Source organism: Photobacterium frigidiphilum (assembly GCF_003025615.1).
Lineage (GTDB): Bacteria > Pseudomonadota > Gammaproteobacteria > Enterobacterales > Vibrionaceae > Photobacterium > Photobacterium frigidiphilum.
The window spans coordinates 12,266-31,319 of record NZ_PYMJ01000044.1 but is presented as its reverse complement, the minus strand read 5'-3'; the positions used below and the strand labels follow the sequence as shown (position 1 = coordinate 31,319).

Below are 19,054 nucleotides of genomic sequence, written 5' to 3'. Positions count from 1 at the left end.
TATCAATAATAAAGACAATGTGAGTTATTTTGTCAGTTTAACGTTAATTATGCATAGAGTGTCGTTATTCTAGTATTAGAAAGCTGGTGATAAACCAGCTGAATGCGCTAAACCTATAAGCTTTGGTGTTAATTTTTTAAATTATAAAAGACGTTGATTTAAGATTCCGAGTTTTTCTTCAGCTTTAAGTCTTTCTTTAATTGTTGAATATAGTCTAAACGTGATTGACTAACAGGTATCGCTTCTACTTTTTGTTGGTCTAGTGCATATAATTCTTGAGCTGTCATACAGCGACCATGAATGCGAGTATGAGGTTGCTTTGTTTCTTCTGTCGCGCGCTCAGAGGCTACTTCTTGTTCCCGCGCCATTGCTTCACGTGCTTTGCTCTGATTTGTTGCATCTTGCACTGATGGTGCAGGTTGGCGTCTGAATGGTTGACGAGAGGCTGTTGATTGAGGGCGTTGATCGCGTTGCTTGATAAAATCATCTAAATAATCACTAAAGCTCATAATGCTGCCCCTTTATTATATCTTGAATATATTAAGTCAGCCTCTTGCTGAATAGAAGCTTTAATAGCTTAAGTATGGACGTTTTTTTTATTTTAGACGCTTATTGTAAATAAAAGGCTAGGTTTCATCCAGAATACTTTCAGTGTTTCTACTATCAGTGATAAATTTCAGTTCGAACTCATCGATTGGTATAGGTTTTCCGAAGTAGTAGCCTTGAAATTCTTCAACGCCAATACCAGTTAAGAATTTAATTTGATCTTCATTTTCTACGCCTTCAGCGACAACGAGCATGCCTAAGTTATGTGCAAGTTCAATAATAGATCGCGTAATTGTAACGCTATCTTTATTCATTGGCAGGTCTTGGACAAACTCTCTATCTACCTTCAGTATATGTATCGGGAATCGGCTAAGGTAGGCGAGTGAAGAATATCCAGTCCCGAAATCATCGATAGCAATTTTTACACCGAGAGCTTCTAATTTTATGAGCTTATCGAAGGCTAATTTCACATCGGCCATGACAACACTTTCTGTTATTTCTAACTCTAGATAGTGGGGGTTACAGCCTGACATAGTAACGGCTTTATACACTGTATCTACTATGTCTGAATGCAATAATTGGCGAGCAGATATATTTAACGCGAAGTGCAAATCTAACCCATTACTTTGCCAAGCTGATAACTGTTCGCAGGCGTGATTAATTAGAGTTTCACCAACATTGATAATAAGCCCTGAATTTTCGAGAATCGGAATGATCTCTAGTGGAGATTGGATTTGCCCAGCTTCGTTCTTCCAGCGTAATAACGCTTCAATACCACATACTTTATGGGTTTTTGCATTCACTTTGGGCTGATAAAAAAATGTGTACTGATCGGTATCTAGACTTTTACGTAGGTCAGATTCAAGTTGAAGACGTTGTACACTTTCTACACCCATTTGGGGCGTGAAAAAACAATATCGATTACGTCCCTGATCTTTAGCGTGATAAAGTGCAATATCAGAATTCTTTAATAAGGCATCACTATCTAAAGAATTTTCAGGGTAAACGGCAATACCCATGCTTGCTGTAATCGATAATGATTTTTCTTCTATAGATAGAGAGGCACAAATATTATTGATAATGCGTTCAGCCAGTGTCGCAATGCTTTGCGATGAAGTATCAGACTGAATTAAAATGGCAAACTCATCGCCCCCTAAGCGAGCAAGAACGTCTTCATCTCGAAGTGAACGTGTAATACGTTTGGCAATGGTGATTAATACTTTATCACCCACATCATGACCAAGAGAATCATTTATCTTTTTAAAAAAATCGAGATCTATATTGAATACGACAACAGATGTTTTCATCTCTTCTGCGTTAGTGATAGCTTGTTCAATGTACTGCAGGAGAAGTAGACGATTAGGTAGTTCAGTTAAAAGGTCATAATGAGCGAGTTTATGAAGTTTACTTTCAAACAGTACTCGCTCAGTGATATCTTTTCCTGTTGAAATATAGTGACTTATTTTTCCGTTATCGTTACGTATTGGTGAAATAGTTTCGTCTTCATAGCAAATCGTATTATCATTTTTTTTCCGTGTAATAACCCGATTAATTGTTCTTCCTTCTTTTAATTGTTGTTGGATATGTTTTATTTCACCGTTTTTTTCATTGGCACTCTTCATTAAAGTGATCGAATTTCGTCCTAAGGCCTCTGCAGCAGTGATACCAGTAAATACCTCAAAAGAACGGTTTACGTACTCAATAATGCCGTTGTTATCTGTAATAAGAACGGTATCGTCACTTTGCTCTACTGCACGTGATAGGCTTTTTAATTTTAACTCTCTTTCTATCCAATCAGTGACATCACTAATATGAAGTAAAATTTCACTGGTTGAGCTAAAAACGGTTTCACTCGCAATAAGAGCAACATACTTTATACCTGTATTATCAGGTAGTTGGATATTTGCTTTGATCGGTGTATTGTTACCATCAGCCATGGCAAGCTGAACTTGATAAATAAGTTGATTCAGAATGTTTTTTGCTTTTTTATCATGGACTATGTCATAAATATTTTTTCCTATGGCTTCGGCGGTATCAGTAATATTAAAAACTCGTTCAGCTGAATGATTTAAGGCCGTTATGTCTAACTTATTATTTAGCGTCATTAAACCATCAGGTGCATTTTTTAATACTGAAGCGTAACGTTGAGCATTGTCCTCAATTTCTTGTTTTAATTTTTTTTCATGTATTAATTGTTGGAATAGGTGCCAAGCAAGTACGATACAGCCGACTATTAATGCCATTACAAGAATGCCAAAGGTAGCAAATTTAATGATACGTTGTTGAGAAAAAGAGAGTTCAGTTACTAAACTTGCCATGTTGACTCTTGAAATGACCGTCCAAGGTAAATCTGCCCCCTCAAAAGGAAGTACAAATAACTTGGTACTGCTTAATTCTTTCCCAGAAAAGAAGCGAGAATAGGTATAAAGGTAATCACCAGTGCGTATTTGACCGTGTTTCTTTTTACCTATTTCGTCCCAAATATTAGGATACTGCTGGAAGAAGTCTTTGGCGCCGATGTTTTTAGTTAAGTTAAATTGCCAAGCACTGTCTTGATTTGGACCTAAAAGCCATTGCCCATTGTTATTGACAAGCCAGTTTCCACCACCTTGCCCCCAGTTATATTCTTGTTGTATTTGGCTTAAAAAATCATTACCTAGATAATTTAATGTGATTAACCAAGATTCGCCATTTGAGTTGAAATGACTAACAAAGCGCAGCATGGGTTTAATGGGAGTTTCAATCTTACCGTTTTCAACATTTAGATCGAATTGCGAAGTATAAAAACTGCCTACAGGCACCTGAAGGCCTCTTTGAATATAAGGTCTCTTGCTTTTATCTTGAAGTTTATCATCGGCAACTATAACGATATCGTCATCTTTTTTATTAACCCGCAGAACTTCCATGCCATTTGCATTGATAAGGCGTATTTGATCGTAATGATTTCTTGTTTTCATGATACGAATAAATGTTTCTAGCATCCGATCTTTTTGTTCTTGTGTTAACCCCGGAGTGAAAGCCAGTTCTTGTGATTTTGCCGTTAAATAGCGTAAATCATCAATGATCGGTGTGAAGTGTAAGCGGGTGATATGAAGGACTGACTGATGTTTTGTGAGCTCTTTTTCCTGAATGCGTAGCTCTAGCTGGTTAGCATCTTCATGATATATGTACAGTGTCGCTACTATCGTAATTGATAGCAGAGGTAACAGTAATACAATAAAACGAAGCAAAGCCTTTTTCATATATCATCCATAAAATGGGAGCAGTCCCTATTTGTATACAGTATATACATGTGATGGCATAACGCTTTAAGTTGAAAAGGTTTATTTTAGAGTTGTGATGGCGGATGTTAATTAAGTTATTGATTTAAAGGTCAATTGCAGTGGTTGAATCATTGTCATTCACTGAAAAGCCCTCAATGGCATCACCAATGAGGGCTATTTATTCTGTATGTCGTTAAATTTACAAGCGTTCCATGTCTAACTTTTCATACTGGTTGGCGTATTTACTCCGTAGCGGTGTTAAGTTCTGCTGTATTCGTCATGGCTAACTTTTTTTCATACTGATTGTATTTCCACCATGCATATCCGAGGAATACGACTATCCCGCCAACATTATAAAATATGATGGTGAGAATATTACCGCCAGTTGGGAAGGTTGCAGCAAAGAACCCAACAGTGAAGATAACAATCAGAACAGAGACAATTGCGATGCCAGTTGTACGTGAACCCATTTTAAAATCACGTTCTAAATGATCAAGCTTCCAGCGTAGTACCAAGTAAGCAATCATAATAAACAGTGGGGGCAACATCGACGCTGCCGCTGTCATGTTGATGACGGTACTCATTAGATCTTGTGCTGTGTCTGAACCGATAGTTGGGATCAGCATAAGTGGAATAACAATAAAGAATTGTACCCATGCAGCTCGTGCTGGTACGCCATTTTTATTCAGGGCAACTGTCTTTTCACCAAAGATGCCTTTTGGAATTTCAGAGAAGAAAATTTTGACTGGTGTTGCTGTCCACATTAATAGTGAGCCTAGCATTGCAGTGAAAGAAACCATACCAACAAAACGGTTCATCATTATTTCAGGTAAACCAAAGTGTGTAGCCAAGCCTTCAAAAACCTGTACTGTTCCTCCTGTGAATTTTAATTCTTCACGAACAACGAACACATTGATTAATACTGAGCTTACTGAGTAAAGTGCGCCAATAAATATACCAGCAAGAATAATTACTTTAACGAATGATTTATGACCACCTTTAATGTCGTTAACGTAGACAGCAACAGACTCAGCACCACCTGCTGCCATGAATATCCAGGTAGTAACACCTAAGAAAGCCCAGTTGAAACTTGGTGTCATTGCTTCTATCGTAATAGGATCCGCTGGTTGAATACCTCCCACGACAGCCGCACCCGCTAAAAATATATATGACATTGTAAGTAATAGCATTAACGACGAGGTAACCGAAGTTATCGGCCCAAGCATTTTTGCGCCATTAGTCGACACATAGGTAGCGACAGCAAAAAGTAAAGTACTGAGAACTGCTGTTGTTATAGGTGTGAAGACGTACTCATACCCAAGAAATGCATATGACGCATAAGCAATGACACGTGGTAACAACGAAGTAAAGAAGAAGAGATTTACAAACCAATAGGTATAGGCAGATATAAATGCCCAGCGGCCACCTAGTGAACTTTTAACCCATGAATATACACCAGCTTCAGAGTCTTTATTTAATGCGACAAATTCAGCAATAATTAAACAAAATGGGATGAAATATAAAATAGTGGCAATGAAGAACATAGGGGCTGAAGATAGCCCAATTTCAATATTATTATTAATGACATTATTAAAGCTAAACACAGCCGCAAATGTCATGGACAGCAAGGCAAATTTGCCTATGGTGCCTCGTGCAGTTTTAGACATTATCATCTCCGATGAATCACGTTAATTATATTTTTTTTAACTCTCCACTTCCTAGTAGATATGGACTGGAGAGTGCAGAGGTTGTGATCTTCTTCTCAGAATTTCACACCTTTATTTTTTTCGTTTTGTCATGTTGTTATTCAGAGTTATTTGTTAAGGAAGTAGCCATCTTCAATTGTGACTTTAAGCACTACCTTGCGAACTCGCTTATCACCGATGAATCGGTAAGCGTTGTTATTGTCGAATATGACGACTTGCCCCTGACCAACCGTTTGTAAGGTGCCAGAGCCAGCAAGGTATTCTCGGTCTGTTTCATCCTGATAAGGCATGACGACGTCGAGTTGCTGCTTGTGGTTTACCTCTATGGTTTCCTGACCTTCGAGGTAGTAGTGGACATCAAAGTAACGGCGGTTTCCGATGAAGTGCTCTGCGTTTTTAGCCACGCCATCTTCAATCATGTAAGCCAGTGAATCGCCAATTGAGTGGTAAACGCCATCACGAATATTGCCGATGTTTTTGATAGCTTCGACACAGCGATTCCATTTACGTCCGTCGCGGTATAATGTTTTGAATTGCTCGAGGTTCTCTAAAACAATCATTTATTTATCTCCGCTAATCATGCTTGGTGTATTTTCTTGAATGTTTTTGACTGTTTGCGTTTGGAGTGAAAAATCTTGCCCCGACAAGTAATTTGCACGGCAATTCGCTTGGCTAAATGGCAGTAGCGTTAAGGCGTATTGGAAATCGTTCATGTAAACACGATAAGAATCTAATACTTCAGACCCCCAAGAGTTCGAGCCTAACCCCATCAGCTTGTGGTCAAGGTTTAGCGTGATATAACCGCTTTTCTCTAATTCATTGATATGTTGTGCTTCATGCAAGTGTTCACCGGTGTAATGCCATGCACTTAAATTAATAGGCTGTTGTGGTTTAACAAATAGACCATTACCTTGGCGGTTCACTAGCGATGCCCAGCGCACGTCTTGGCGGTTGCCGTTGTTTTGTGGGAAAGGGTAGTTCTCGAACATTTTTGTTACTGTGGATTGGTACACATCAATGATGTTGCACTGTTTACTGTCGAGATAGTTTTCTTCAGGGCCACGACCATAATATTCAACTTGTTCAAATTGATTATTGATCCCCATATCGAACCCAAGCACAGGAATCACATGTGGGTATTTGCCGTATTTTTTGCCTGTAAGTGAGAGATTTACTTGACCTTCTGGGTGAATTTCATAGGTATAAGCGCAACGCATACCAAAATCTAACACTGGCGGAGCAACAATACTGTTAGCAGTAATGATGACTTTCCCGTCTTTCTGTTCTACATCTAACGTGCGGAAATGCTCTTCCATTATTTGCAGGTGAGCGGGCTCCCATAAACCTTCATACTCTTGTTTATGGTTGTCGATCATTGGCTTGAAGAAATTCATCTTTGGTGAACTGGCGATTATCTCGATACCGTTACTCAACCAAGACGTTAATTGACCGCTAATTTTAGAGAACGTCAGCTCGAAGTTGTAACCTTCTACTATCCACTCTAGGCGTTGCTCTTTAACATTAAGTGCAGTGCTATTTGTGTGTGTGAATGTAGGTAATTGCGCGGTATTTTCTTTTATTTGGAATTGGAATATGCCCAGCTCGCTATTTGCGACACTGTATCGTGTACTTGAATTTTTACGTACTGAAACATTAATGAAGACTTCACGATCATCTAATTGAGGTAGAACAACATGAAGATCGCAGCTTTCACCTACTTTTACATTGGCTACTGAAAGTGGATATTGAGCCAGTGTTTCACCTTCAGCTCGAATATCGACCAGTAAAGTGATGTCATCTAAGGTAGAGAACCAGTATTTGTTCTCTACAGTGATAATGCCATTTGCAGCATCTTTTACACTGACTTTAACAGGACAGATAACTTGTTTGTATTCACGTAAGCCTGGACCTGGAGTTTGATCTGAATACACCAAACCATCCATGCAGAAGTTATAGTTATTCGGGTAATCACCATAATCCCCCCCGTACTTATAAACGTCACGCCCTTTTTCGTCTTGTTCAAGAATACCGTGGTCACACCATTCCCATAAGAAATGCCCTTGAATATGGTCATGTTTGTAGAATACATTTTGATATTCAGTTAACCCGCCAGGACCATTACCCATTGCATGAGCGTACTCACAAATAATGCGAGGCTTGTCCATTGGTAGTTCTCCAAAGTAATTCATCAGCTGTACGCGGGAGTACATGGTACTCACAATATCTACAACTTCAGCATCACGATCTTCTTCATAATGAATAAGGCGGGTATCATCAATGGCTTTCGCGGCTTTACACATTGCGCGAATATTACAGCCGTAGCCAGATTCATTACCTAAAGACCACATGATGATACTAGGGTGATTCTTTTGCGCATGAATTTGACGTTCGATGCGATCAACGAACACATTTTCCCATTCGGCATCATCGGTAATATGGCTTAAGTCACCGACGTTAGCAAAACCATGGGTTTCTACATCGGTTTCAGCCATCACAAACAAACCGTAAATATCACACATTTCATAGAAACGAGGATCGTTAGGGTAGTGTGCGGTACGCACTGAGTTGATGTTGTGCTGCTTCATCAAGATCAAGTCTTTTTCGACACGATCCATACCTACCGCTCGACCATTTAAATGGTCATTGTCGTGGCGGTTAACCCCATGAAGCATGACGTATTGGTTATTGATATAGAACAAACCCTCTTTTACTTTAATGTCACGGAAACCAACACGCTGTGGGATGATCTCTATGGTAGTGCCAGCATGATCTTTAAGCGTGAGGAATAGGTGATATAAGTGCGGATTTTCTGCTGTCCAGTGAACGGGGTTAGTCACATCAATAGCAAAAGCGGCAGTGTGGCGTTCTTCGATGGCTAGATTATCGACTGAGCCATCAGAGATAAGCTGATTACCATCATATAACGCATATTCAAGTTGGAAACCTGAAGCCAGTGCTGTTTGTAAGTTTTCGATGACGACAGAGCCAGAAAGTGTGGCACTTTGGTATTGCTTATCGAAATCGGTGCGTACCGTATAATCGTAAACATGGACGGGTTTTTTACCTATAAGGTAAACATCACGGAAAATTCCAGCTGTCCACCACATGTCTTGATCTTCGATGTAGGTAGAGTCAGCCCATTGCATAACACGAACAGAGAGTAAATTTTTACCCACTTTTACTTGTTCTGAAATATCAAACTCTGCGGTTAGGCGGCTGCCTTTACTGAACCCTACATATTGACCGTTTACATACACTTCAAAATAGGTTTCAACGCCATCGAATTTGATGATTGTTTGTTGTTCATCCCATGCGTCACCCAATGTGAAAGTACGTTGGTATGCACCTGTTGGGTTGTTAGTCGGAACAAAAGGAACATCAATAGGAAAAGGAAAACCTTCATCAGTGTATTGAAGCTTACCATGACCTTCCATTTGCCACATGTTCGGTACTTGAATGCTATCCCACTCTGCCATTTCTTGATTGTAAAACTCATCAGGAACAAGCATTGGATTATTGAAAAAATTAAATGTCCATTGCCCACTGAGCAGCATGAAGTGGCTGCTTAGATTACGTTGAAAACTCTTAGCTTTATTTAATGCGTCGTAAGAGAAGAAGTAAGCGCGTGGCGCTATTCTATTTTCGCTAAGATGGTTAAAGTTTTCCCAGTTATTCACAATGCCTCCCGGACATATTGTTATAATCTGAGAACCATATTAGGTAAAGTTTTAGTAAAATAAATCAGTAAAATTATTTTACTTTAACTTGGTCACATTTTGTTCTTGAGTTTGTGAGCTGACTAACATTCTGTGCGGAAAAATATATGAGCATTTGGCATATAAAAGAGACGGTGAGAGTGAAAAAACCGACTAGTCGATGGTTTAACGTACGCTAGAGGTATGCTTGTAGGCAGTTTTTAAGGGAAATGTTTGTTGAGAGCTATTCAGAGTACTTTTTGGATGTAGCTATACTTTAAGGTGAATATCGGTTAAATTTTAGTAAAATGTGAATGTAATAGATGAGTAAGTCTTCTTTTTTAACTTAGTTAGAGTTTATTCTCTGGTCTGTCTAAGCTGTTTGCGATAGGCATAAAAAATGGCACAAAAGTACCATTCGTATTGAAGCAGAGATAAGCTGTTATTTTTTCGTTGTATCTCTTAATCTAAGCTTGCTGGGTACATAAGAGCGAATAGGGATTGTGCGGCCATCTCGGCTGCGCTCCATCAGCAAATTAACACCTTGGCTGCCCATTAACTCAGAATGAATTCTAAAGGTAGACAATGAAGGGAAGGTGAACTTTGCTGTGGGTATATCATTCACACTAATTAGAGTTATATCTTCTGGTATAGAGAGACCTTGCTCATGAATGGCACGCAAAACCCCAATTGCAATAGAATCTGAAGCAATAAACAATGCTTTAGGATGATCACCAGCGAGCATCTTTTTCGCCAGTTTATAGCCTGATGAACTAGTAAAGTCCCCACGATGGATATCAGCAGAAGAGACTACGCCTTTAAGTTGACCGTATTCGGTAAAAGCAACTTCTCGCACATCAGACTTATTGGCACAGTCTTGCCCACCAATGAATCCAACACGATTGTAATCTTGCGCGATAAAGAAATTAATAACTTCTTGACTGATACGAGCAAGGTCGATATCGACAGAATCGAAGTCTTGATCAAAATCGGTATAGTCTACGTAAGCAATATTTGTAGATAGCGATTTTACTGCTGACAGTTGTTCATTGGGTAAGCGACCTACTAACAATATGCCATCGATATGTTTGAGTTTATTATTAACCTTCGACTCGTACACATTGGTAAGACTAATGCCCAATTTTTCGCATTGAGTTTCAATACCATGACGAATAGATAAATAATAAGGGTCGTTAAACTCAACATCTTGTTTGTAGTTGTATATAGCAAGAACGTTAAGGCGCTGTTTAGTGCTAACTTTACGCGATGATGATGTTTTATATTCAAGTTTTTCTGCAATCTCAAATATTCTACGCTTTGTTTCTTCTTTTACACTGAGGCTAGGATCATCATTCAATACTCTCGAAACCGTGGCGAGCGATACGCCAGCCTCGTTTGCTATTTCCTTTAACGTTGCCATTCTTCCCTCCGGGGAGTTTATGCGTATTTACGGTTATCAGGTAGAGGATGAACATGCTTTAGAAGCGAACTTATATTACCTGTTAAGAATGCGATCGATCCGTAAATGTTCTTCATATTTAAAGCACTGCATTTTAAATATTTTTAGAGATACAGCTGAAAGGTATTTTATGATGTTTTAGTAAAATTATCGACACCCTCAGGCGCTTTTTACCCGTACATTTGGTGATTTCTTTGTATTAAATAAGCATAACTACTCAGTTACCATACAGTTAATCGTTTACATTATCTGTCGAAAGATAATGAATCCTGTTTATTCTCTTTTTACATCCTTCTTTATTATCCCTTTATTTCTATGAACTATCATGTTTTCTCACAGAATTATGACGTTTTTTTATTTCGTGGAAACGTTTACACAAGTGTGGTTTTGATCACGGATCTCAGGGCGCTTTGCTTGGTACACTTTTTAGCAGTTAATCGTTAATCAAGATTTGGAGAGAGATTGTGAAAGTATTAGTTACTGGTGGAATGGGTTATATCGGCAGCCATACATGTGTGCAAATGATTAATGCAGGGCTAGAGCCGATTATTCTCGATAACTTATCAAACAGTAATTCAGCAGTACTTGAAAGAGTGCATGCATTAACTGGTGTAACGCCTCTATTTTATGAAGGCGATGTGCGTAACCAGACAATACTTTCGCAAATCTTTAGCGAGCAAAAAATTGATTCTGTTATTCACTTTGCGGGTTTGAAAGCGGTTGGTGAATCGGTAGAAAAGCCACTTGAATATTATGATAACAACGTTCACGGCACGCTTGTGCTTGTCGATGAAATGACGAAAGCAAATGTGAAAAGCCTTGTCTTTAGTTCTTCGGCAACGGTTTATGGTGATCCGTCTGAAATGCCTATTAACGAATCGACACCTACAGGTGATGTCACTAATCCATATGGTCGTAGTAAATATATGGTTGAGGAATGCTTGCGTGATATCCATTTTGCCGATCCGACATGGAGCATTACGTTACTGCGCTATTTTAATCCAGTTGGTGCACACCCGTCAGGTTCTATGGGCGAAGACCCACAAGGTATTCCAAATAACTTAATGCCATTTATTGCGCAAGTTGCTGTTGGTCGTCGTGAGTACTTATCTGTCTTTGGTGATGATTATCCAACTCCCGATGGTACAGGCGTTCGTGATTATATTCATGTTATGGATTTATCGGATGGTCACGTAGCGGCGCTAAATGTTGTTGGACAACAATCAGGTTTGCATATCTACAACCTAGGCACAGGGCAGGGTAGTAGCGTATTAGAAATGGTAAATGCATTCAGCCTAGCGTGTGGTCATGATATTGCTTATAAAATTTGTCCTCGCCGTTCAGGTGATATCGCAGAGTGTTGGGCGAATACGCAAAAAGCAGAACAAGAATTAGGTTGGAAAGCCCACTACAAGATTACCGATATGGCACATGATACGTGGCGTTGGCAGTCAGAAAACCCTAAGGGTTACTAAATAACCCTTTCCAACGATATATTTAATACACCAAGATATTTAATCCAACAATATATTTAAGCAGCAGGGTTAGATGCGTGAATCGCATTGCATGTATGAATTGAAGCCCTGCTTCGTACCACTTTAATAGGCAATTTTGATTATGTCGAATATGGATTCGAGCACCAATTTGAACGGCGACACTTTTGACGCAACCGATCATCCGCACCGTCGTTATAACCCTTTAACGGGTCAATGGGTTTTGGTTTCGCCACACCGTGCAAAACGTCCTTGGCAGGGGGCTGATGAAACACCAGAACCAGCTGTAGATACACAATATGATAGTGGGTGTTTTTTATGTCCAACCAATACGCGAGTGTCTGGTGATCAAAATCCAGATTATACCGGTACCTACGTGTTTAATAATGATCATGCAGCGTTAACGGTTGATACACCTGACGCACCGCAATCTGATAACCCATTATTTCGTAGCGAGAGTGCTCGAGGGCTTAGCCGGGTTGTGTGTTTTTCCCCCGATCATAGCAAGACATTACCAGAATTGTCTGTACCCGCTATTCGCAGTGTTGTTGATACATGGAACGAACAGATTGAAGAGCTGGGACAAGATTATGTTTGGGTTCAAGCTTTTGAAAACAAAGGCTCAGCAATGGGGTGTTCTCAACCTCACCCGCACGGACAAATTTGGGCGAACAGTTTTTTACCGAATGAAATTGCCCGTAAAGACGACAATTTAAGAGCGTACTATCAAGAAAACGGCACTAACTTACTGGTTGATTACGTTAACAGTGAAATGAAAGACGGCTCTCGTACCGTGGTTGAAACTGAACATTGGATTGCTGTTGTACCTTATTGGGCTGCGTGGCCATTTGAAACAATGTTAATGCCCAAAACACATGTACGCCGTATGAATGATTTAACGGATGAGCAGCGTGATGATCTTGCGTTAGCCATGAAAAAACTGACTAGCCGTTACGACAATCTGTTTAAGTGCTCGTTCCCGTATTCGATGGGTTGGCATTACGCACCCTTCTTTAAAGAAGGTGAGAGTGACGACACAAGCATCGAGCATTGGCAGCTGCACGCATTGTTTTATCCACCTCTTTTACGCTCTGCGACAGTACGTAAATTCATGGTTGGTTATGAAATGTTGGCAGAAAGCCAACGTGATTTAACCGCAGAGCAAGCCGCTGACAAACTACGTGCGCTTAGTGATATTCATTTTCGTGAACAATAGCAGTGAATCGCAACGTTAACCCATATTCAACAGATTATTAGGTAGTAAGAACATGACAATTAACAATAAATCTCAAGCCTTAATTCATAGCGTAACGTCTGTATTCACTGATGTATTGGGGTATGCGCCAAGAAAAATCATTCAAGCGCCTGGTCGGGTGAACCTTATCGGTGAACACACTGATTATAATGATGGCTTTGTATTACCGTGTGCGATTGATTACCAAACTATTGTGGCAGCTTCATGCCGTGAAGACAGTATCGTACGTGTTGTTGCCGTTGATTACAGCAATGAAGTGAAAGAGTTTGATATCACTCAACCGATTACCTTTGATCAAGACTGCATGTGGATTAACTATGTGAAAGGTGTAGTGAAATGCTTATTAGATCGTGGTTATGAATTTAATGGTGCAGACATTACTGTAAGCGGTAATGTTCCTCAAGGTGCTGGGTTAAGTTCATCTGCCGCGCTTGAAGTTGTGATTGGTCAAACATTCAAAACGCTTTATAGCTTAACGATTACTCAGCAAGATATTGCTTTAAATGGTCAACAAGCTGAAAACCAATTTGTAGGCTGTAATTGCGGCATTATGGATCAATTAATCTCTGCAGAAGGTAAAGCAAACCATGCACTATTAATTGATTGTCGAACGCTCGATACGACACCTGTATCTATGCCTGAAGACATGGCTGTTGTTATTATTAACTCGAATAAAAAGCGCGGCTTAGTAGACAGTGAATACAATACACGTCGTGAGCAGTGTGAAGAAGCAGCGCGTGTTTTTGGCGTAAAAGCGCTACGTGATGTCACCATCGATCAGTTTAATGAACGTGTGAATGAGCTTGATGAAATGGTGGCGAAGCGTGCACGTCACGTTATTACCGAAAACGATCGTACTGAACAAGCTGCGCTTGCATTGAGTGCTGATGATATCAAACTGATGGGCCGTTTAATGGCTGCATCTCATACATCTATGCGTGATGATTTTGAAATTACGGTACGTGAAGTAGATGTATTGGTTGATATGGTTAAAGAATGCATTGGTGAAGACGGTGGCGTTCGTATGACTGGCGGTGGTTTTGGTGGTTGTATTGTCGCGATTATGCCACCAGCCATGGTGGATAGTGTTAAAGCGGTTGTAGAAGCAAAATATGAAGCTGAAACAGGGCTAAAAGAATCTATTTACGTGTGTAAAGCCATGCCTGGTGCTGGTGAAATCGTCGGTATAACTGCACTTGAATCAGTAACGGCTTAATAAGGACTGATGATGAGTAATAAATTGCATCAATCAATGGCACAAGATATTGCCTTTGATGGTAGCCCCGCGAAGATTTTTACGTTAACAAACAGTAATGGTATGTCGGTATCGTTTATGGATATCGGCGCGACATGGTTAAGTTGTTGTGTGGATCTTGGTGATACGACCCGCGAAGTATTACTGGGTGTTGCAACAATGAAGCAGCATCAACAGCAACAAGCCTATTTAGGGGCAACTGTTGGCCGTTATGCGAACCGTATTGAATCTGGCAGGTTTGTGATCAATGGTGAAATACACCAAGTATTGACGAATCAAGCGGGTAATTGTTTACACGGAGGGCCAGATAGTTTTACTCATCGTCGCTGGTTGGTTGAAGGGGTAGTTGAGGAAAGCCGTGAGCAAACAATCGTCTTTACACTTGAATCACCCGATGGTGACCAAGGTTTTCCTGGTAAGGTTAATGCGTCTGTTAGTTATACCCTGACAAACAAAAATGAAGTGATTATTGCTTATAGTGCAACTATAGATAAAGCATGCCCGATCAATCTGACGAATCATGCTTACTTCAATTTATTAGGGGCAGATTCACAGTCAGATTGCCTTGATCATTCGCTTACGATGAATGCATCACAGTATTTACCTTCAGATGCAAGTGGCATTCCTGTTGGTGAACTGAAAGAAGTACAGGGTACAAGTTTTGACTTCATGCAGTTAAAAAAATTGAAGCAAGATTTTATGGCAGACCACGATCAGCAATTAGCTGCGGGTTATGATCATTCTTTTTTATTGGAAACAGAATGTCATCTAGGTCATGCAACGGCAGCAAGCGTGACTTCGCCAGATGGGAAATTACGATTAGAACTACAGACCACAAAGCCAGCTATACAGCTTTATACGGGTAATTATTTAGCGGGTTGTCCGAATCGAGAAGGTGGTGAATACGTAAACCATGCAGGTTTTGCGTTAGAAACCCAATTTTTGCCTGATTCACCTAATCATCCCGAGTGGCAGCAACCTTCTTGTATTGTACAACCTGAACAAACGTATAAGCATCAAACAACGTATCGATTTTTGGTTGTGTAGCTATACGTAGTTACAGGACACCCAATAAAAAAGAGCCTCGACAATGGATGTTAAGGCTCTTTTTTTATCAATTCGCTAAACTAGCTTTTTACTTTATCGACTGATAAGCGGCGCACTAATGTTGGCATGAACATATGTGTATCTGTATCTACTTTCTCTGGCTCAATTGGTTGATTCTTATTGGCTAATTTCAGCGATAATTGAGCAGCATGCTCAGCCATCATTTGAATGGGGTAGCGAATGGTTGTTAATTTTGGATGTAAGTATTTTGCGATTAATCCATCATCGAAACCAATTAGCGACATGTTTTCAGGTGCTTGAATACCATTTTCTTCTAAAATAGACAGCGAGCCTGCAGCCATATAGTCGTTGTAAGCGGCGATAGCCGTAATCGGTAGGTTTTTAGCAAGTAAATTAGTCATTGCTTGCTCGCCGCCTTGCTCATCTGGGCTGCCATATTCAATATAGCTCTCAGGCTGATGTAAGCCATGTGCTTTAAGGGCTTCCTGATAGCCTGCTTTACGTTGTTCCGCATCTTCAATTTGGTGGTTTGAACAGACATAGCCAATATGCTGGTGGCCATGACGTATTAAATATTCAGTCGCAAGATAAGAACCTTTATGATTATCTAACGCGATACACTTTTCGGCAATTTCAGGTATATATCGGTTAATCAATACTAGCCCTGGTACTTCTTTTGCGTAGGCAATCAGTTCTTCATTCGATAAGCCTTTACTGTGAATAACTAATGACTCACAACGGCTGTTTATCAACAACTCTATTGCATCACGTTCTGTATCTGCATCGTGATAGCCATTACCTATAAGAATATGCTTACCGTTATTACGCGCCACACCATCGATGGATTTAACCATTGAACCAAAGAAAGGGTCGGATACATCACCAACCAATACCCCTAGTGTATTCGTCGATTGACTAACCAGTGCTCGTGCATTGGCATTAGGACGATAACCCAGTTTGCGCATGGCAATACTAACAGCATCAATAGCAGATTTACTTGCCTTGGGTGACTTGTTAATAACACGTGAAACCGTAGCGACAGAAACACCTGCCTCCTTTGCTACATCTTTAATAGTTGCCATACATTATCCCAATAAATATCAGTATTCTTTTGCCTATACCATTTAACAACGGTTGTGAAAATAACGCAAATAGAGATCATGAAATTGATAGGCTGGTTGTATAGTATTCCTTGTAAATCAGTGCTAAAAGGTAATGTAATCGTTGCCAGTAAAGCCTAGTGTAGTAATGAGAGAGAGAGAAAAAATAAGTAGCCTAAAGTGACTACTTATTGTTTGCTATTTTATACCAGTAACGTTGAACGTTAGGATAGCTTGAAGCGACTCACTAATGTATTAAGTTGGTTATTGGCTTCAGATAACGAGTGGCTGGATGTTGTTGTTTGCTGAGCGCTTTCTGTTAGCATTTGAATCATATTTTGAATCTGACTCATGTTGTGGTTTATTTCTTCAGTAACAGAGCTCTGCTCTTCTGCTGCTGTTGCTATATGCGAGTTTAAGTTGTTGATTTCATGTATAGAGGTCATCATTTCATCTAGCCCCACATTGACGTGTTCTGTATCATCAACAACGACCTCACAACGTGTTTTTGTATTATTCATGGCTGTTACAACGGTTGTAACCCCAGCTTGAAGGTGGGTTAACATCTCATTGATTTCAGCAGTGCTATTTTGTGTACGAGCAGCAAGTGCACGTACTTCATCAGCAACAACCGCAAACCCTCTACCTTGATCGCCGGCTCGTGCGGCTTCAATGGCAGCGTTAAGCGCCAATAGATTGGTTTGTTCTGCGATATCACGAATCACGTTAAGTACCGTGCTTATTTTCTGAGTTTCATTGCTCATCTCGGTCACATTTTCTGACGCGGTTTCAATTTGCGTCATTAACAAAGCAACGCTGTCTGTTGCTTTGTTAACTGCTGCTTTTGATTGATCGGCAGCAACTGTGGCGCTATGGGTATTGGTAACGGTATTGGTGGTATTACGTGCAACTTCTTCTGCCGTAGAAGCCATTTCATTAATGGCAGTAATAACCTGCATTGTTTCATTGGCGTGGCGATCAACAATATCGTGGTTAATTTGGCTTTGATTTTTGACTTCGTCGATAATGTTTGAAATTTGATTACTTGAATTGGATACAGACCCCATCATCTCTCGTAGATAGATAATGAAATGATTGACGGATACTGCAATACCTCCAACTTCGTCATTTTTATTAATTTTAATTTCAGCGGTTAAATCGGCGTCGCCCGATGATAGAGCTTCAATATTATTCCTTAATGCTTCGAGACGTCGGGCTAGTTGTGAGAATGCAATAAAGCAAAAGAGAATAATAGCAGCAGCAATAGGAAGTTGAATTGAAGCCAGAGTGACTAGAATTGAGTGAGTCGTTGATTCGAGTAGGGTCGTTTGAGTGCTAAATGCGACGGTCCATGGTGTTCCTGAAATTCGATGCATGAATAACGTATAATTAACGCCATTATTATCATAACGAACCTGCAGCGGTTTATTGTCCGTTACCTGAGAAAGGTTACGGCTAATATTCGCAGCAAAAGGTGACTCTTGGGCAATAGACGAAAGATTATCAAGTATGAGTGAGCGGTTAATACTACGTGTATTGTTGAGTATTTTACCGTCAGATTCGATGATGAGAATATCACCATTTAATGCCTGTTCTTTTTGTTCGACAAGGTCATTGAAGAAACCTAATGTTAGATCAATCGTTGCAATGCCGTATTGTTTACCTTCTTTCAAAATAGACATAGCGCAATTTGTTCTTGCCTCTGCACTGGCCGAGTCTTTATAAGCGGGTGCCCAAGCACATTGTCCTTGTGGGGCGTTTAAGCCATTTTTATACCAGCCTTGATCGTAGTAATTAAGCGAATCAGCAGAATTCCAATAAGTATTTTCAATTAGCTTATTGCTAGCGTCACGGTGATAAAAGGTACTGTATTTATCAATGCCTTGTTGGCGTTGTTCTGGTAACGGCCAAATACCGCCACCAAATACTTGAGTTTTTCCGTATTGATCAACTAATCCCGGTAAAATTTGATCGATTTGTTCACTTGAAACTAATGCAATGGTTTGGGTGATAGTACGTTGCTGTGCTTGAACCTGTTCGAGCTCTGTGAAAATGTCACTATTAAGGTCTTGGAGTGTGTTTTTTATAATCGTTTCTTCATTGGTGACTAATTTCGGTGAAACCCAATAGTTGATGCCCAATGTGGTGACTAACCCGATAAATAGCATAAATACTGTAAAATAAAGTGGGTATATATATCGAATAGACCTCATG

At 39.9% G+C, this 19,054-nt stretch carries 12 protein-coding genes; 4 read left to right on the top strand and 8 right to left on the bottom strand.

The genetic code is table 11. The annotated features are described in order from the left end of the window. Positions 1-158: 158 nt before the first annotated feature. The 6 genes from C9J12_RS26205 to ebgR all read right to left on the bottom strand — a co-directional run bounded on the left by C9J12_RS26205 (position 159) and on the right by ebgR (position 10,630). The gene (locus tag C9J12_RS26205; RefSeq protein ID WP_107245567.1) at positions 159-509 is read right to left on the bottom strand and encodes a hypothetical protein; all 351 of its coding nucleotides are present in this window, start codon (positions 507-509) and stop codon (positions 159-161) included. A 117-nt stretch (positions 510-626) separates the two neighbouring features. Next, on the bottom strand, positions 627-3,788 hold the full coding sequence (locus C9J12_RS26200) for a sensor domain-containing protein (protein ID WP_107245564.1): 3,162 nt from the start codon (positions 3,786-3,788) through the stop codon (positions 627-629). Between the two features lie 263 nt (positions 3,789-4,051). After that, positions 4,052-5,476 (bottom strand): amino acid permease, encoded by a 1,425-nt coding sequence (locus tag C9J12_RS26195; protein WP_107245561.1) that lies wholly within the window; start codon positions 5,474-5,476, stop codon positions 4,052-4,054. 146 nt (positions 5,477-5,622) lie between these two features. Further along, positions 5,623-6,075 (bottom strand): beta-galactosidase subunit beta, encoded by a 453-nt coding sequence (locus C9J12_RS26190; protein ID WP_107245559.1) that lies wholly within the window; start codon positions 6,073-6,075, stop codon positions 5,623-5,625. After that, positions 6,076-9,192 (bottom strand): beta-galactosidase subunit alpha, encoded by a 3,117-nt coding sequence (ebgA, locus tag C9J12_RS26185; RefSeq protein ID WP_107245557.1) that lies wholly within the window; start codon positions 9,190-9,192, stop codon positions 6,076-6,078. It abuts the gene before it with no gap. Positions 9,193-9,652: 460 nt separating this feature from the next. Then, positions 9,653-10,630: a transcriptional regulator EbgR gene (ebgR, locus tag C9J12_RS26180; RefSeq protein WP_107245554.1), complete on the bottom strand. Its 978-nt coding sequence runs from the start codon at positions 10,628-10,630 to the stop codon at positions 9,653-9,655. A 503-nt stretch (positions 10,631-11,133) separates the two neighbouring features. Between ebgR and galE the strand changes: the two genes are divergently transcribed. The 4 genes from galE to galM all read left to right on the top strand — a co-directional run bounded on the left by galE (position 11,134) and on the right by galM (position 15,719). After that, positions 11,134-12,144 (top strand): UDP-glucose 4-epimerase GalE, encoded by a 1,011-nt coding sequence (galE, locus tag C9J12_RS26175; protein WP_107245552.1) that lies wholly within the window; start codon positions 11,134-11,136, stop codon positions 12,142-12,144. A 142-nt stretch (positions 12,145-12,286) separates the two neighbouring features. Continuing rightward, on the top strand, positions 12,287-13,378 hold the full coding sequence (locus C9J12_RS26170) for a UDP-glucose--hexose-1-phosphate uridylyltransferase (protein ID WP_407675705.1): 1,092 nt from the start codon (positions 12,287-12,289) through the stop codon (positions 13,376-13,378). 52 nt (positions 13,379-13,430) lie between these two features. Next, positions 13,431-14,633 carry a galactokinase gene (galK, locus tag C9J12_RS26165; RefSeq protein ID WP_107245549.1) on the top strand — a complete coding sequence of 401 codons (1,203 nt, stop codon included), beginning with the start codon at positions 13,431-13,433 and terminating at the stop codon, positions 14,631-14,633. Between the two features lie 6 nt (positions 14,634-14,639). Next, on the top strand, positions 14,640-15,719 hold the full coding sequence (gene galM / locus C9J12_RS26160) for a galactose-1-epimerase (protein WP_407675706.1): 1,080 nt from the start codon (positions 14,640-14,642) through the stop codon (positions 15,717-15,719). 80 nt (positions 15,720-15,799) lie between these two features. On the opposite strand, the gene C9J12_RS26155 is transcribed toward galM, so the two are convergent. Together C9J12_RS26155 and C9J12_RS26150 are read right to left on the bottom strand one after the other, a co-directional pair. Beyond that, positions 15,800-16,822, bottom strand: coding sequence for a substrate-binding domain-containing protein (locus C9J12_RS26155; RefSeq protein ID WP_107245544.1), 1,023 nt, complete (start codon positions 16,820-16,822; stop codon positions 15,800-15,802). Between the two features lie 242 nt (positions 16,823-17,064). Beyond that, positions 17,065-19,053: a methyl-accepting chemotaxis protein gene (locus tag C9J12_RS26150; RefSeq protein ID WP_170111891.1), complete on the bottom strand. Its 1,989-nt coding sequence runs from the start codon at positions 19,051-19,053 to the stop codon at positions 17,065-17,067. Position 19,054 lies beyond the last annotated feature (1 nt).

What these genes read in the sequence shown, in the direction of transcription:
- C9J12_RS26205 (WP_107245567.1), bottom strand. Translation starts at nt 509, where the DNA reads ATGAGCTTTAGTGATTATTTAGATGATTTTATCAAGCAACGCGATCAA.
- C9J12_RS26200 (WP_107245564.1), bottom strand. Translation starts at nt 3,788, where the DNA reads ATGAAAAAGGCTTTGCTTCGTTTTATTGTATTACTGTTACCTCTGCTA.
- C9J12_RS26195 (WP_107245561.1), bottom strand. Translation starts at nt 5,476, where the DNA reads ATGTCTAAAACTGCACGAGGCACCATAGGCAAATTTGCCTTGCTGTCC.
- C9J12_RS26190 (WP_107245559.1), bottom strand. Translation starts at nt 6,075, where the DNA reads ATGATTGTTTTAGAGAACCTCGAGCAATTCAAAACATTATACCGCGAC.
- ebgR (WP_107245554.1), bottom strand. Translation starts at nt 10,630, where the DNA reads ATGGCAACGTTAAAGGAAATAGCAAACGAGGCTGGCGTATCGCTCGCC.
- C9J12_RS26170 (WP_407675705.1), top strand. Translation starts at nt 12,287, where the DNA reads ATGTCGAATATGGATTCGAGCACCAATTTGAACGGCGACACTTTTGAC.
- galK (WP_107245549.1), top strand. Translation starts at nt 13,431, where the DNA reads ATGACAATTAACAATAAATCTCAAGCCTTAATTCATAGCGTAACGTCT.
- C9J12_RS26155 (WP_107245544.1), bottom strand. Translation starts at nt 16,822, where the DNA reads ATGGCAACTATTAAAGATGTAGCAAAGGAGGCAGGTGTTTCTGTCGCT.
- C9J12_RS26150 (WP_170111891.1), bottom strand. Translation starts at nt 19,053, where the DNA reads ATGAGGTCTATTCGATATATATACCCACTTTATTTTACAGTATTTATG.